The organism is Veillonella seminalis (genome assembly GCF_003992065.1).
Classification (GTDB): Bacteria; Bacillota; Negativicutes; order Veillonellales; family Veillonellaceae; genus Veillonella_A; species Veillonella_A seminalis.
Map to the genome: position 1 here is coordinate 64,243 of NZ_RQUZ01000001.1, position 17,006 is coordinate 81,248.

A 17,006-nucleotide genomic window follows, 5' to 3' on the forward strand; every position below is an offset into this window, starting at 1 on the left:
TTAACTTAACGTTCGGATAGATTTATTGACCCTGTATTTTTACTATGATAGAATGAAAGAAGAATATTCAGTCATTTCGATGGAGGTTAAAGACACATGATTCAACGGTATACAAGAGAAAAAATGGGGCACATTTGGAGCGAACGCAACGAATTTGACCAAATGTTGGAAGTGGAAATCTTAGCTTGTGAAGCACAGGCAGAATTGGGCGTTATTCCTAAAGAAGCGGCTAAGGTTATCCGTGAAAAAGCGAACTTTGATGTAGAACGAATTCATGAAATTGAAAAAGAAACAAACCATGATATTATTTCTTTCGTAACCGCTGTCGGTGAATATGTTGGCGAAGAAGCTAAATACATTCACCTCGGCCTTACATCTACAGACGTAAAAGATACGGCTCTCGGTGCTATGATGAAACAGGCTTGCGACATCATTTTGGAAGATTTGCATCAATTCCGCGATGTACTTCGTCGCCGTGCCGCTGAATTCAAATATACGCCAATGGTTGGTCGTACCCATGGTATTCATGGCGAACCTACTACTTTCGGTTTGAAACTTTGCCTCTGGATGGCTGAAATTGAACGTGATATTGAACGTTTGGAACATGCAAAGAAAAACGTAGCCGTTGGTAAAATGTCCGGCGCTGTCGGTACCTACTCCGTAAACGATCCGTTCATTGAAAAATATGTTTGTGAAAAACTCGGTTTGGAACCGGTAAAAATTGCAACGCAGGTTATTCAACGTGACCGTCATGCCGAACTCTGCAGTACTTTGGCAATCATTGCCAGCACTTTGGATAAAATTGCTTTGGAAATTCGTCATTTACAACGTACCGAAGTGCGTGAAGCGGAAGAATATTTCAGCCCTAAACAAAAAGGCTCCTCCGCTATGCCACACAAACGTAATCCAATCACTTGTGAACGTATTTGCGGCTTAGCGCGTGTAGTACGCGGTAATGCGCAAGCTGCTTTGGAAGACGTAGCTTTATGGCATGAACGCGATATTTCCCACAGCTCCGTAGAACGCGTAATCTTACCTGACAGTACAATTACCGTTGATTACATGTTGTCCTTGGCTATCAAAGTTATCGACAAATTGTTGGTATACCCTGATAACATGATGAAAAACCTCGAATTGACCGGTGGTTTAATCTTCAGTCAGCAAATCTTAACAGCTCTCGTAGATAAAGGCGCTGTTCGTGATGAAGCTTACCGTTGGGTACAACGTCATGCGATGGCTCGTTGGTTGGAAGGCAAAGACTTCAAAGCCGGCTTAAAAGGTGATGCTGATATTAAAAAATACCTCACCGACGAAGAAATCGATCACCTCTTCGACCCACATCGTATGTTAAGTCATGTAGATACGATTATGGCAAGATTCGGATTATAATAAAATAGCGAGAATGTCTTCGTGATTTGAAGGCCGTGATGTAATTTCTAAGGCTTGGTTTTGCAAGCAAAAAAGACCCTTAGAAATCACAATCACGGCCTTCTTTGCGCATGGAACATTCTCGCCATTTTATTATAGGAAGGGAGATAATTAATCATTTTCGTGTTTAAAACCCCATACCATTATGGCGTAAAAGATTGGGAGGAGGTCACGTCCTTTGTCGGTAAAGGTGTATTCTACGCGCGGAGGAATTTCATTATATTGTTTTCGGCTTATGAATCCATCATATTCTAATTCACGTAACGAATTTGTTAGCATTGTATTTGTTATACCTGGTAATGCTTTACGGAGTTGGCTGTGGTGAAATAAGTAGAAAGAAGTGATTTCATGGAACAGCAGTCATTGTTTGCGAATAATATAGCGAAACCATTGGCTGCACGTCTTAGGCCGGAAACGTTAGAAGAATATGTAGGGCAAACGCAACTTTTAGGTGAAAATCGTGTATTACGACGTTTGATTGAAAATGATCAAGTATCTTCCATGATATTATGGGGACCACCCGGTGTGGGGAAAACCACGCTAGCACGTATTATTGCGCATCATACCCAGGCTACTTTTATAGATTTTTCAGCGGTAACAAGTAGCATTAAAGATATTAGAAGTGTCATGCAGAAGGCTGAAAAAAATCGTCAATATGGCATTAAAACAATTGTTTTTGTAGATGAAATACATCGGTTTAATAAAGCTCAACAGGATGCTTTTTTGCCTTTTGTGGAAAATGGCAGTATTATTCTTATTGGTGCTACTACAGAAAATCCATCGTTTGAGGTTAATGGTGCATTGCTTTCACGATGCAAAGTATTTGTGCTTAAAATTTTGAAAACAGATGAATTGATGACATTGCTACAACGGGCTGTTCGGGATGAACGTGGGTTTGGTGGCAGAGATATTGAAATTTCAGAGGATATGTTATGGATTATCGCTGAATTTGCTAATGGTGATGCACGAATGGCACTTTCTACTTTAGAGATGGTTATACTTAATGGTCAAGTATTAGATGATGGTGCTATAAAAGTTACACGGGAAACAATAGAACAGTGCACGGCTAAAAAATCGCTTCTTTATGATAAAAGTGGCGAAGAACATTATAATATTATTTCAGCACTTCATAAGTCTATGCGAAATTCTGACCCTGATGCGGCTGTATATTGGTTAGCACGTATGTTGGAAGCTGGGGAAGAACCATTGTATGTGGCGCGGCGGCTTATACGTTTTGCTAGTGAGGATATTGGTATGGCGGATCCGCATGCTTTGGGAATCTCAGTGGCGGCTTATCAGGCTTGTCATTTTATAGGGATGCCGGAATGTAATGTGCACTTGACACAGGCAGTAGTTTATTTATCTTTGGCACCTAAATCCAATGCTATTTATAAGGCGTATGAAACTGCTAAGAATGATGCAATAGAGCTTTTGGCAGAACCTGTACCGATGCATTTTCGAAATGCACCTACTAAACTTATGAAAGACGTTGGCTATGGCAAAGGTTATCAATATGCTCATCATACACTTGATAAAATAACTAATATGAAGTGTCTGCCTGATTCACTTGTTGGAAAGGAATATTATGTGCCAACCAATCAAGGTATGGAAGAAAAATACAGAGAAAAACTTAGGCGCATTAAACAATAGAAGAAAGAACATAATGGATAAAGAAGGAGTAGGAATCTGCAACGCAGATTCCTACTCCTTCTTTCTAATTAAATAAATGCGGCGCGAGGTACGTAGCGTAGAAGTGTCGGGGATGTCAAAGTTCTTAGGCTATTAAGCTTTTTGTTGAGTGAATATGGCTGCGCTAGTTGAGAAAGGGGCAGGGTGTGGTGACCAAAAAGCCTTTTTCCAGCTTTTGGGGCGCGATACCCTGCCCCTTTTTTATTATCGCCGTGATTAGTTAACAAAAAGCTTTCCTTTAAGCCTTTGGATATAGTCCCCGACACTTCTCACTACTCCCTCCGCCGCTTTACTTAATACCTTCCAATGCTCTTTTTTTACTTTCCATTCCCATGCTCAACACTACAAGCGCAATGATTACAAAGACGGAGGCGAAGAGATAAAATATGGAGTCCATGAGCATTTGATGGGATAGGAGCACACCCACTAAAATAGGTGCTATGATGCCGCCAATGCGACCGACACCGGCTGCCCAGCCGGAACCGAGACCGCGGATTTCGGTTGGATACAATTCCGGGGTGTAAGTATAAATAACGCCCCAAGCCCCTAAATTGAAGAATGACATGCAAATACCGGAAGCCAGTAGCATTGTTTCAGAGGTAGCATGGCCGAAGAAATAGCTGCTGATGCCACTGCATAAAAGATAGAGCGATAAAGTATAACGACGTCCGATCTTATCAACTAAATAGGCTGCTGAAATATAGCCGGGGAACTGAGCTAACGTCATAATTAACAGATATTCGAATGATTTTATAATGGTAAATCCTTGTTGGTAAATCAATGAAGGAAGCCACATGAAGATGCCGTAGTAGCTGAAAACGATACCGAACCAGGTAATCCACAACATACAGGTGCGTAAGGCATACTGTTTGTTCCAAAGTGTCCCCAGTCCTTGAGGCGCGGAGTGGGCCGTTAAAGCGGCCAATTCTTCTTTGCTGCAGCGTGTCAGCGGCACTTTGGTGGCGGCTTCAAGTTGTGCAATGGTTGCATTTAATTGTTCCAGTTTTTGCTGTTTAATCAAATAACGTAAAGATTCCGGCATGTGGGAACGAATTACACCGGTATAGAGGGCCGGTAAGGCACCGATTGCCAGGCTGATACGCCAGCCGTAGAGTGGGATGATAAGATAGGCAATAAGGGCAGCGAGCAGCCAACCGATAGCCCAGAAACTTTCCAACATTACGATGAAACGACCACGGGAATCCTGCGGTGAATATTCGGTGATCAAAGTAGCTACAACGGGGAGCTCACCGCCGAGCCCCAGACCAACCAATAAACGGCAAACTAATAAAAACTCATAGTTAGGTGCCAGTGACGATAAGGCTGTGGCAACCCCGTAAAGCAACATGGTCCAGGTAATTATTTTTTTACGACCGATATGATCGGCTAAAGCACCGGCCAATACGGCGCCGATGGCCATGCCCAAAAGGCCTATACTGCCGAGCATACCGATTTCCGTGCCGGTAAGATGCCATTCTTTAGTTAATAGCGGCATGATGAAAGAAATAATTCCAGTATCCATGGCATCAAAAGCCCAGCCGATGCCGGCAATGAGCAGTAATTTGTAATGAAATCTATTCGGTTTCATTGTGTTCAATTCATTAATAATCATCGAGTCATCCCCTAATTTTTCATACCTAAACATAAAAAAGTATACAGAATAATGAAATGTATACTTTTTTAATATAACGCAAGACTTTACGGATATCAAGAGATTTTTTGAAAAAAGACAATGGGGAATGTGTGTAAAAAACACCGGACAGTTATTTGTCCGGTGTTACTAATATATGTAAATCTTGCAGTGTTTTTATAATTTGTTCCATAGCATCCATGGTGGGTGCCTCAATCAGATGTGTATGAAGACCGTCGTTTAATTTTGACAATAAGCCGCTGGCAGAATCTTTTTGTCTTTTTAAAAAATCTTCAATATCTGCTTCTGTTTTTATAGACAAGGGTGCGGTCAGATTACCGTATACGTCGTGGTTTACGGAGATGTTGTGAATCAGGCCGCCCAAGGCAATGATTGTGTGTAATTCAGTTCGTAGATCCTCCGCTTTATGACGACAAATTATACTTCGCAAAATACCCTGCGTCGCGGCTTTACTGATTTCGTAGCCTTTTACAGTTGAACGAATAGGATAACCGGCAGAGCGAAGTGTGGCCATGTCATTTACAATAACTTGTCGAGTAACCCCGTAGGTCTTAGCTAATTCTTCACCGGTCAGCGGTGTTAAACTTTGATTCAATATATTTAAAAGCTCTTGGCGTCGTTTTTCCTTTTTATTCATGTCTTATGTCACCTTGCTGTGATAATAAATAAGTCATTGTAAAAATGGGGGCAGTTAATGTACTTCCTTACCCCTTGTTAGTTTATGTGATGGAATTCTAATGATTTCAATTGTTTGCTCTTATTTTATCTCATTTTTAGATTCTGTGCACCTTTCTTTCTCATCCCTCCCGCGCGGTAAATACGGCGTGAGGTGCGGAAAGCACCCGCGCGCTCCTAGGCAGAAGTTTCAAGTGACACGTCCCCACTCTTCCGCCGTTTTACCTAATGCATACTTTTGATTCGTGTGGTATAATGAGGTGTATGAATGGCTCTATTTTGTTTTTTAGAAATGAAGCTCTAGGAATCAAGAAACGGAGCAGGCCATACCACAACTGACACTATGTGATACAAATGGAGGTTTGAATATTATGGCAACTAGTATGGTTATCGGAACCCAGTGGGGCGATGAAGGAAAAGGCAAGATCGTAGATTATTTAGCAGAACAGGCGGACGTGGTTGTTCGCAGTCAAGGCGGCAACAATGCAGGACATACCGTAGTAGTTGATGACGTAGCATTTGCGCTTCGTTTATTGCCTAGTGGGATTTTATACGACAATAAAATCAATGTGGTAGGCACCGGTACTGTTATTGATCCTAAAGTTATTTTAGCTGAAATTGAAAACTTGGAAAGCCAGGGTAAAAGTGCTAAAACATTGCAGATTTCCAATCGCGCTCATGTAATTTTGCCATATCATAATCGCTTGGATGAAGCGGAAGAAGCCTCTAAAGGTGCGTTATCCATCGGCACGACCAAAAATGGTATCGGCCCTTGCTATGCAGATAAAGTAAACCGTATCGGCATTCGCATTTGCGATTTGATGAATGAAGAAGTTTTCAAAGAAAAATTAGCATATAATGTTAAGATTAAAAATAAAATTTTGCGTGATGTATACGGCGTTGAACCGGTAGATTACTATGAAATCTTGAAAGATTACTTAGAATATGCGGATCGCTTGCGTCAATATGTAACAGACACTAACTATAATGTAGTATCTTACATTAAAGACGGTAAAAAAGTATTGTTCGAAGGTGCTCAGGCCACTATGCTTGACCTCGATCATGGTACCTATCCGTTCGTTACCAGCTCGCATCCGATTTCCGGCGGTGCATCTGTTGGTGCCGGCGTAGGTCCTAATTATTTGAAAAACATCGTAGGTGTTGTTAAAGCTTATGCTACACGTGTTGGTGCCGGCCCGTTCCCATCTGAATTATTGGATGAAACCGGTGATTTCCTTCGTGAAGCCGGTCATGAATTCGGTACTGTAACCGGTCGCCCTCGTCGTTGCGGTTGGTTGGACCTTGCTGTAGTAAGCTATGCTGCCGATTTGAACAGCCTTGATTATTTGGCAATCACTCGTCTTGATATTTTGGACAAATTGCCTGAAATCAAAATCTGCGTTGGTTATACCTTGAACGGTGAACCGGTAAAAGGTTTCCCTGCTGATTTGCAGGTGTTGGAACAGTGCAAACCTGTTTATGAAACTTTACCGGGTTGGCAGACTGATATCAGCGGTATTCGTCATTATGAAGATTTACCGGAAGCAGCTCGCCGCTATGTAGAACGTATTTCCGAAGTAACCGGTGTGCGTCTCGGTATTGTATCCGTAGGTCCTAATCGCAAACAGACTATCGTATTGCAGGATGTATTCGGCGCGTAAGATTTATTTTCTCGTATAGTTTCTATGCATGGAAAGTAATGACTGAATTAGTCGTTAAGGCCACTGAATTGATTCGTCAATTCGGTGGCTTTTTTGTGTGATACCTTATCTTGAATAGGTATTTTAGCCGAATTGTCTGCTGTGTGAACGATTGTCGATTGAGGATAGGCGAATTTGTTTACAATATATTAAATTTTTATAAACTATGCATTTTAGTAATAACTTTGTATTAAAAACACAGAAACTATGGTAAAATAGAAGATAATGTGAGAAATTGAAATGCTCTGCATGATAATTATAGTTTGATAGGTTGTAAACAATTAAAAGGAGATATTAACAGTGGATTATCTGATTTCGTTTTTGGAAACATATGGCTATGCGGCCATGTTTATTGCCATGGTACTGGAAAATGCCAATATACCGATTCCCAGTGAAATTGTACTCGGGTTCTCGGGCTATTTGATTGCTCAGGGCGTTTTTGAGATGAACATGACCATGATCGTAGCTACGGTTGCCGGTGTGGTAGGTTCCATTTTATCGTATTGGATGGGGGAACATGGCGGACGTCCGTTGCTTAAAAAATACGGGGCCTACATTTTCTTCAACGAGCATAAGTTTGAAATGGCGGAAAAGCTGTTTAACAAATACGGCGGTGCCGCTGTTTTCTTCGGTCGTTTATTGCCGGGGATTCGAACTTTCATCTCTTTCCCTGCCGGTATTGCCCGTTATCCGATGAGTCGTTTCGTAATTTGGACCTTGCTCGGCACGATTCCTTGGACTATTTTGCTTGTATGGTTGGGTGTTAAATTAGGTGAACATTGGCAGGATTTGATTGCCTATAATCACGAATTCTTAGTTATCATGTTGGTTGTGTTTGCTATTATAGCTGTATTTTTCGGAATCCGTTATTATCGGAATAAAAATCGTAAAAATACAGCCGTGAATACTGCGGATGCCGCAACAGACAGTGCAGTTGTTAAGGCTGAAGAACAGACGGCTGATGCAGCAACTGACCGTACGAATGTTACGGCAACAACTGAAACAAAAGACAAAGCTGTGCAGGAGAATACCGTACAGCACTAAGGAGGAATTAGATGAGGCTTCATCGTTTAAGCGTCATTTGCTTTTTAATCGCCTTAGCTATGTTTGCTATCGGGAACGGCAGTTTGCCCATCACCGATCCGGTTGAGTCGAATTATGCGTTGACAGCTAAAGAAATGGTCATGTCAGGCGATTGGTTGTCGCCTCAAATTTACCATATTTATTGGTATGATAAGCCGATAATGATTTATTGGCTCATTGCATTAAGTTATAAAATCTTCGGGTTCACCGATTTTGCCGCTCGTTTTCCGGCGGCTTTGTTCGGCGCTTTATCGGTAGGCTTTTTCTACCAGGTAGTGCGCAGCATTTCCGGCCGCCGCTTAGTGTCGCTCTGGAGTGCTATGATTCTCGGGTCATCACTTGAATTTTGGCTTTTGGCACGCGGTATTGTGACGGATATGGTGCTCTTATGGGCTACAATCGGGACACTGGCTTATGCTTATCGCGGACTAATGGAAAAACGCACGTTGTTCATGTTGTGGGCTTACCTTTTTGCCGGCATCGGCGTGTTGACCAAAGGACCGGTGGCACTGGTGTTGCCGGGTATTTTGCTCCTGGTGTTTGCCGCATTTATGCGCTCGGCACGCATGCTTCGCTACATTTTTGCTTGGCAAGGCATTCTGGCATTTTTAATTGTTGTTATGCCTTGGTACGGTTACATGTATATGACGCATGGCCAAGACTTTATTGATGCTTTCTTGGGACTGCATAATGTGGTGCGAGCAACGCAGTCGGAGCATCCCGAAGCCAATCATTGGTGGTATTATTTAGTGTTGTTCCCATTGGCCTCATTGCCTTGGACCGGTGCTGTTTTGTACGGCATGTATTACGGTTGGCGGTTTAAACAACCGTTTTATATTTACTCCATGATTATGGGGTGGGGTACTTTAGTATTCTATACCTTAATGGCTACCAAGTATCCGACCTATACTTTTATCAGCTTAGTACCATTCAGCTTTTTAGGTGCGTTCGGGGTGGTTAAAATATTGCGTCCCGGCAGACCGCGTAAGCTTTCTTGGCTCATTATGGGGCCGGCTTTCTTCTTGTGGCTTGTGTTTGGGGTGGCCAGCTTCTATGTGCCATGGGGATTTTGGTATCTGCTATATGTATTGATTGTGGTTGGTTTTATCCTGACCGGTTTAATGTGTTGGAATCAGAAACGGTATATGTTACCGGTAGTGGTGACCTTTATGACAATGGCCATTGCAGGGCTTGTTATTCATGAAGGGGTACAGCCTTTGATTGAACAACGTTCATCAGTGGCGTATGCACCAATTGTGGCGCAATATGACGGTGATATTTATTATTATGGTGATTACAGTGCATCGCTCGTGTATTATACCGATAAAGATATTGTTAAGATTAATGATAGCTCGTTTCCAAGCGGTGAATCGGGGCGTAGTGATGCATGGAAGGGCAAAAATAAGATGCCTGTTCAGTCAGTAGCTGAGGTGACCAATAAATTTCAAGCTATGATAAATAACAGAGAACAAATTTTACAGGGGATGACGAACACTCATGGTCAGCCTACACGCTTGCCGATGGGCAAAGAACCGACGGAACCGATGCCGATTGATAATCCGTTGCCGTTGCGTGCCATGATTCTCGTACCTGATAAATACAGGGCTTCGTTTGAAAACTCACCATTATATCCGATGGTACAATTACAGCGCGTTGTTAATAAAGTATATATTTTTGAAACACGATCAATTTAATTTAGAAGATTTCGGTTGCTCCCCCATATCTCATGAGATATGGGGGATTACGTTATTGACCGGTTGGCGCGTGGAGGTCGTATGAAAACTAAAATTAATCAATTTATCGAGCATTTGGCGGCTTATGAAGGGTCCCCTACCGTCTTTAATCCGTGGCGTGATTTCGATCCGCAACTGGATGTGTCAAAAGAGGCTCCGAAGTGGCGCCGTGAGCAGTTGGCGAAGTATTTAGAAACTCGTTTAGGCCAAAGTTCGTATGTTATTATAGCGGAAGCTATGGGTTACCAAGGCGGGCGTTTTTCGGGAATTGCCATTACTTGTGAGCGCATGCTTCTGGGATTTCATAGTGAAGTAAAGCCTGACATGATTTTGCCGGATGGTTCAGCCAAGCGGACAAGTCGGGCTGATAGTCCGCTGGGACTTAACAATAAGCAGCGGATTGAAGGCTTCAACGAACCGACCGATACAGTCGTTTGGTCAGCGTTATTGGAAAATGATATTTCGACTTATGAAGCTGTTTTGTGGAATATTTTTCCTTTCCATCCGCATGTGGCGAATGAGCCGTTGACGAACCGGACACCCTCCGAGGCAGAGCTTGTGGCAGGTGGTCAGTTTGCCAAAGAACTTTTGGCATTAAATGAAGAATTTAAAACTGTGAAAAGCGGGCGTGAGCAAATTATCTGTGCCGTGGGACGTAAGTCGGCGGATATTTTGGCACGTCAGGGAATTACGGCTCATGCGTTACGACATCCGGCCAATGGCGGTGCTAAACAATATCGTGAACAGTTCAAGGCTGTTGTGACCGGATAAAACTATTAGATTAATGTAGTCGGTGGTAAGTGCTCGACGTAATGATATAATTAAAAGACATAGAACAAAAAAGTATTATATATAGAGAACCTTCGATTAATTTATCGGGGGTTCTTTTCGTTTTATTCTTCTTATGTTATACTATTCATAAGATATTTGTTCGGCTTTGGTTAAATAGAATGTACAAAGAGTCATAGTCAGGCTCTTTTTTCAGGTAGGCAACTTATTTTATAGTGCTACGCTGTTTTAACATTTAACCCTTTAACTTTACAAAAGCAGCATGCAAATAAAGAGGCGTGTCTTATACAGAACGGTCCTTGCTTTTGTGTTGCATCAATACGCTTATGTTACATCCATATGTTTGTGTTACATTAATAGGCTTATGTTATATTAATAAGTTTATGGGATGACAAGTTAATAATGAACGAGTGAATCTTTTAAGGTACATCCGACAGGTAATGGTATAAGCTGGGGGCGGACGTACATGATTAAGGTATATAAATTTAGAACATGTAAGATTTAGGAGGAGTAAAACATATATGTTAAAAGAATTATTGAATCAATTGACAGGTCAAGGTAATCAAAATGCCAATGCGCCTAAAACGGCAGAAACAAAGGATGCTTCAGTAGCAAAAGAAGCAACTCCTGCGGAAACAACCGGCACTGACAATCGTCAAACTGCAAGCGGTGAAGGTGCACCACGCCGTACAACGCGTCGTACGACCAATAATCGTAATACGAATAATGAACAACGTCGCACGGGTACTCGTCGTACAACAGTCGCTGCCGGTGAAGGCACTAAACAAGTTGCATCGCGCCGCAGAAATACAAATAATGCCAATACAGCTAATTCTGCTGAAGGTACGGCTAAAACGCAGCGCAGCAATAATCGCACGAATAACCGCGGTAATTCAAACCGCAATACGTCCCGTAATGCAGCTGCAGGCAATAATGAGCGCGCCGGTAACGGTCGTCACGTTTCTCATGGCAATGGCGATGTACAGAACGAAAATCAACATCATTCGAGCAAAAAAGATAAGCTTATGATTATTCCGTTGGGCGGTCTTGGTGAAATCGGTAAGAACATGACCGTATTCCAATATGGCGATGACATTATCGTATTGGATGCAGGCCTCGCCTTCCCTGAAAACGATATGCCGGGCGTTGACATTGTCATTCCGGACATGAGCTATTTGATTGAAAACAAAGATAAAGTACGTGCTGTAGTTATCACTCACGGTCACGAAGACCATATCGGTTCTTTGGCTTATCTTTTAAAAGAAATCAATGTGCCTGTATATGCCACTAACTTGGTTTGTGGTTTGATTGAAGGCAAATTGAAAGAAAATAAAGTGGGCGGCGTTAAGTTGAATGTTGTAAAAGCAGGCGATGAAATTCGCGTCGGCTCTTTTAAAGTCGGTTTCATTCAAACTAACCACTCTATTCCTGATGCTTGTGCCGTTTATTTTGAAACCCCGGTTGGTACCGTTGTTCACACCGGTGACTTTAAGGTAGACCAGACACCGGTTGACGGTAAATTGATGGATGTTCATAAATTTGCCGAACTTGGCAACAAAGGCGTATTAGCCTTGATGTCGGACTCCACGAATGTGGAAAAACCTGGTTTCACACCATCTGAAAGTACGGTAGGACCTGCTTTATTACGGGCGGTCGGCGAAGCTCGCGGTCGTGTTGTATTGGCTACCTTCGCATCCAACGTATCCCGTTTACAGCAGGCCGTTGATGCAGCGGTTGCGTTTAAACGCAAAGTTATTGTACTTGGCCGCAGTATGGTTAATGTAACGGAAATCGCGCAGGAACGCGGGTACTTGAATGTTCCGGAAGGAACCTTAATTGATGTGGATGAAATGGGTCGTTACCGTGATGATCAAATCATGATTTTGACGACAGGCAGCCAGGGGGAACCTATGGCCGGCTTATCCCGCATGGCAACCAACAATCATCGCACAATCGAAATTACACCGAATGATACAATTATTATCTCCGCAACTCCGATTCCGGGGAATGAAGCGGCGGTAGGTCGTACGATTGATAATTTATTGCGCCTCGGTGCCGATGTAATCTATGGTCGAGATCGCGGCATTCACGTATCCGGTCACGGTAGCCAGGAAGACTTGAAAACCATGCTCAACTTGGTTCGCCCTAAATTCTTCATTCCGGTACACGGTGAGTACCGTATGTTGAAAAAACACGGTGAACTCGCTGTATCCATGGGCATTGTTAAACCAAATCACGTGCTTGTTGGCGATAACGGTCAGATTTTCGAATTCACCAGCCGTACGGGGCGTAAAGGCGCTCATGTAACGGCCGGCAAGGTATTTGTTGATGGCCTCGGCGTCGGTGACGTAGGCAATATCGTAATTCGCGATCGTCAGCAATTGGCTCAGGAAGGCATGGTTATCGTAGTTATGGCTATGGATCGTGCGAGCGGTCAGATTGTGGCCGGTCCTGATATTGTATCTCGCGGTTTCGTATATGTACGCGATGCGGAAGATCTCATGAACGAAGCACAAAAACGTATTGAACAAGTGATTGAGAAATGTGAAGCCAGCCAAATGAAAGATTGGGCAACCATTAAATCCCAAGTACGCGATACTTTAGGCAAGTTCTTATATGAAAAAACTCGTCGTCGTCCGATGATTTTGCCGATTATTCAAGATGTATAATCGTTGTTTATGATTATTTGCACATCCTGATTAACGATTATAAGGGTCATAACTTGCGATTTTGGGGTTAATGATATTCAAAAACAATACAAAATGTTATAATAGGCGTATGACCTCGGTCATACGTCTATTTTGTCAGGAGTAATTTATGAAATATACAGATACGCGAGCCGTAGTGGAAACAGGTTTTTTGACGGCTCTTATTATGGTTTTTACCTTTGTTGGAGTAACGGTACCGTTTATGGGGTTCCTTGCTTCCATCTTGATGCCCGCCGTACTTGTAGTATTGGGGGCCCGTCATGGGGGGCGATGGAGTATTTTAGCGACTGTCACCATGGGATTGGTTATGTCGGTTGTATTGTCGCCGTTAGGTGCACTTATGCAGGTCATGACATCCGGTATTCCGGGTATTGTTTTAGCCTACGGTTATATACATCGTTGGTCGACGAGTCGCCTCTTGGTATTGCCGGCCGTTACGATGATGATTACCATCGGCATACAGCTCTTGGTAGCTCAGTACGTAATGCAGATGGATATTGTTACAATGTGGCAGAATTTTCAGCAGGAAACATTGACTGTAATGGAAGCTGCTTATCGTGAACAGGGTCTCATGGATGAGCAAGTGACAGCTATGATGACGAGCATACAGAATATGCTTAAACAAATGGCGTATGTACTTTTGGCGGCACTGTTTATGTCATCTGTAGTTATCAGTTACTTTATTTGTGTAGTAGCCAATATGATTATGCGCCGTACCGGCGGTGAAGGTGTTACTTTGCCACCGATGGAAGCCTGGCATGTACCGCAGTGGACACTTTACATGTTTGCTTTGGGTGTGTTGTTAACCTATTGGGGCAATGAGCTTCAATCGGAGCCGTTGAGTATTGTAGCGTATAATATGTACGCCCTCGGTTCGTATATGTTGGTTCTGCAAGGGATCGGTTGTTTATGGACCGTTTTTAAAAGTTACGGACTTTCAAGCGGTATCCGCTTGGTTTTAATATTTATTACTTTAATAATGCAATTTGCTATTTTGTGGATTGGCATTTTAGATTTGATTTTAAATTTGCGTCGTCGTTTGTCCAAACGAATCGACGAAGAGTAAAGAGAAAATGTAGGGAGCGATCTTATGAATGGGAATGAAGGCTTTTTCGGAGCCTTTGAGAAAACCGCCATCTTTGTTATCATCGTTTTACTATTAGTGATTGCCTGGCTTAACTGGCAGATGGCGCTTTTTGGCTTATTGTTTGTTATAGTAGCCTATCTATACAGCAGTCGAGCGCTTTGTAAGCAGCGTCAGCAACGTTATGAACAGTTTAATACGATTGCCAAAGGGATTACGCAGGCATCAAATTTTGCTTTGCAGAATTTGCCGACCGCCATCGTTATTATTGACAGTAAAGCCCGCGTTTGTTGGTACAACAGCGTATTCCGTGACTGGATGCCACAAGACCCGGATAAAACACAGCGCCTTAACGGCTTTATTCCGAGTCTCCGTCTGGATAAAATTTGGGGCAAATCCGGCTATTTTAATGAAAAAATTGAAAATAAATACTATCGTGTTATCTATAAGTTTATCGATGGCACGGATTATAAGAGCGCGTCTGATGCGGAAGTAGAATCGTACATGGCATTTTACTTTGATGATGTGACCGAATCGGAACAATTGCGTCATGAAGCGGAATCGATGGCACCTGTATTCGGATTTCTCATGATGGATAACATCGAAGATGTGACGAAGGGTCTCAGTGACGTTGAGTACACTAACCTTTGGGCGGAAATCAATAATGCCGTGGTGGAAGAAATCGACCGTTATGACGGCTTTGTTCGTAACTATGCAGATGATTCGTATATTTTCTGCATTTCTAAAAAAGCTTTGATGAATATGATTGAACAAAACTTCCCGTTATTGGCGAAGGTTCATAATATTCCGACCAGTCGTCGTATTCCGGCTACCATCAGTATCGGTATTGCTGCCGGGGCAGCTACAATTAAAGAACAATCGGAACGTGCCCGTTCCGGTCTTGAGTTGGCACTCGGCCGTGGTGGTGACCAGGCCACTGTTTATATCGGCGAAGAATTGAAATTCTATGGCGGTAAGACACAGGGCGCTGAAAAAAATACGCGTGTACGTGCCCGTGTGGTAGCGCAGGCCATTAAGGAATTGATGGATGATGCGGATAATGTCATTGTAATGGGTCATGAACGTGAAGATTATGACAGTATAGGCGGCGCCATCGGTGTTGCGGCCATGGCCAGAGCAGCAGGTAAATCGGTGCATGTAGCGGTTAGCGATCAGACGGTGGCTATTAAGAAATTATCCGATTTATTCCCGACTGAACCGGGTTTTGAAAGTTTATTAATAACGCCGCAAGCGGCTGAAGATTTTGTAACCGATACGACTCTCGTATTCGTAGTGGATGTTCACAGACCGGATATGGTGGCGGCACCTAAAGCGTTGCAAAAGGCAAAACGTCGTGTCGTTATCGATCATCACCGTCGGGCATCGGACTTTATTGAAAAGCCGCTCTTAACATATTTAGAACCGGCTTCGTCCTCAACCAGTGAGCTCGTAACGGAATTAATTCAGTATTTCGTAGACCCGATTTCACTCAATGTGGTGGAAGCGAGTGCTTTATATGCCGGTATCGTAGTAGATACGAAGAACTTTGTGGTACAAACCGGATCCCGTACCTTTGATGCGGCCTCTTTCTTGCGCCGTTCCGGGGCGGATTTATCCATTGTACGCCATTTGTTTATGGAAAGTTTTGACAGTATTAAACTACGTGCCCAAATGTTGGCTGATGCGGAACGTTTTGACGGTATGGCTATCACTATTTGTCCGGAAGGCATACAGAATGCAGCCATCGTATCGGCTCAGACGGCGGACAAACTTATTACCATCGAAGGCATTGAGGCCAGTTATGTGCTTTATAATCTGCTCGATGGAGGTATCGGTGTCAGTGCCCGCTCACAAGGGGCTATGAATATTCAACTTGTTATGGAAGCCTTGGGCGGCGGCGGTCATCGCACTGTAGCCGGCGCTCAACTTTACGATATAACCATGGAAGAAGCTGTGGAAGCTGTTAAAAAAGCGGCTAAAGCACAAGTGGGCACCATGAAGAAGGAGGAGAAAACAGAATGAAAGTAATTTTGTTGGAAGATGTAAAAAAACTAGGTAAAAAAGGTGAAATCATTGAGGTTAGTGAAGGTTACGGTCGCAATGTATTGATTAAAAAAGGTCAGGCTTTAGAAGGTACGCCGGCTAACTTGAATAATGCCAAACAGCAACAAGCTTCGGCTGCTCATAAAAAACAGGTAAATGCTGATGAAGCTAAGATCTTAGCCAGCCAATTGGCAAAAGTTGAAGTGCGCATTCCGGTAAAAATGGGTGATGCCGGTCGTGTATTCGGCTCTGTTACCGGTAAAGATATTTCTGATGCGTTGGCATCTCAATTTGACGTAGCTGTTGATAAAAAGAAAATTGAACTTAAAGAACCACTCAAAACGTTGGGTGTTCATGATGTATTGATTCGCGTGCACCCTGAAATTACTACTACCATTAAAGTTGAATTAGTGGAGGCATAAT

The 17,006-nt window shown here is 42.9% G+C and carries 12 protein-coding genes and 1 pseudogene; 10 read left to right on the top strand and 3 right to left on the bottom strand.

Features of this window, described 5'->3' with window-relative positions; translation table 11 throughout:
• Window positions 1-96: 96 nt before the first annotated feature.
• The gene (gene purB, locus EO126_RS00300; RefSeq protein WP_127006897.1) at window positions 97-1,389 is read left to right on the top strand and encodes an adenylosuccinate lyase; all 1,293 of its coding nucleotides are present in this window, start codon (window positions 97-99) and stop codon (window positions 1,387-1,389) included.
• A 150-nt stretch (window positions 1,390-1,539) separates the two neighbouring features.
• On the opposite strand, the gene EO126_RS00305 is transcribed toward purB, so the two are convergent.
• Window positions 1,540-1,707, bottom strand: coding sequence for a winged helix-turn-helix transcriptional regulator (locus EO126_RS00305; RefSeq protein WP_081580022.1), 168 nt, complete (start codon window positions 1,705-1,707; stop codon window positions 1,540-1,542).
• A 69-nt stretch (window positions 1,708-1,776) separates the two neighbouring features.
• Between EO126_RS00305 and EO126_RS00310 the strand changes: the two genes are divergently transcribed.
• Window positions 1,777-3,078: a replication-associated recombination protein A gene (locus EO126_RS00310; protein ID WP_006555330.1), complete on the top strand. Its 1,302-nt coding sequence runs from the start codon at window positions 1,777-1,779 to the stop codon at window positions 3,076-3,078.
• A gap of 328 nt (window positions 3,079-3,406) precedes the next feature.
• Here EO126_RS00310 and EO126_RS00315 read toward each other — a convergent pair whose 3' ends face one another.
• Both EO126_RS00315 and EO126_RS00320 read right to left on the bottom strand, forming a co-directional pair.
• Entirely contained in the window at window positions 3,407-4,729 is a 1,323-nt protein-coding gene (locus tag EO126_RS00315) for an MFS transporter (protein ID WP_006555331.1), read from the bottom strand.
• A 151-nt stretch (window positions 4,730-4,880) separates the two neighbouring features.
• A complete protein-coding gene (locus tag EO126_RS00320) occupies window positions 4,881-5,405 on the bottom strand; it encodes a transcription repressor NadR (RefSeq protein ID WP_006555332.1) in 525 nt (174 codons plus the stop codon).
• Window positions 5,406-5,814: 409 nt separating this feature from the next.
• On the opposite strand from EO126_RS00320, the gene EO126_RS00325 reads away from it, so the two are divergent.
• The 8 genes and pseudogenes from EO126_RS00325 to rplI all read left to right on the top strand — a co-directional run bounded on the left by EO126_RS00325 (window position 5,815) and on the right by rplI (window position 17,005).
• On the top strand, window positions 5,815-7,104 hold the full coding sequence (locus EO126_RS00325; protein WP_127006899.1) for an adenylosuccinate synthase: 1,290 nt from the start codon (window positions 5,815-5,817) through the stop codon (window positions 7,102-7,104).
• 339 nt (window positions 7,105-7,443) lie between these two features.
• Window positions 7,444-8,025: pseudogene (locus EO126_RS00330) on the top strand (DedA family protein); the annotation flags it as partial.
• A 173-nt stretch (window positions 8,026-8,198) separates the two neighbouring features.
• Entirely contained in the window at window positions 8,199-9,920 is a 1,722-nt protein-coding gene (locus EO126_RS00335) for an ArnT family glycosyltransferase (protein WP_127006903.1), read from the top strand.
• Window positions 9,921-10,001: 81 nt separating this feature from the next.
• A complete protein-coding gene (locus tag EO126_RS00340; RefSeq protein ID WP_127006905.1) occupies window positions 10,002-10,730 on the top strand; it encodes a uracil-DNA glycosylase in 729 nt (242 codons plus the stop codon).
• 539 nt (window positions 10,731-11,269) lie between these two features.
• The gene (locus tag EO126_RS00345) at window positions 11,270-13,417 is read left to right on the top strand and encodes a ribonuclease J (RefSeq protein WP_127006907.1); all 2,148 of its coding nucleotides are present in this window, start codon (window positions 11,270-11,272) and stop codon (window positions 13,415-13,417) included.
• A gap of 148 nt (window positions 13,418-13,565) precedes the next feature.
• Window positions 13,566-14,522, top strand: a complete 957-nt coding sequence (locus tag EO126_RS00350; protein ID WP_127006909.1) for a YybS family protein — start codon at window positions 13,566-13,568, stop codon at window positions 14,520-14,522.
• Between the two features lie 24 nt (window positions 14,523-14,546).
• Entirely contained in the window at window positions 14,547-16,562 is a 2,016-nt protein-coding gene (locus tag EO126_RS00355) for a DHH family phosphoesterase (protein WP_127006911.1), read from the top strand.
• On the top strand, window positions 16,559-17,005 hold the full coding sequence (rplI, locus tag EO126_RS00360; RefSeq protein ID WP_006555340.1) for a 50S ribosomal protein L9: 447 nt from the start codon (window positions 16,559-16,561) through the stop codon (window positions 17,003-17,005). Before EO126_RS00355 ends, rplI begins: the two co-directional genes overlap by 4 nt.
• The last annotated feature ends 1 nt before the right edge of the window (window position 17,006 follow it).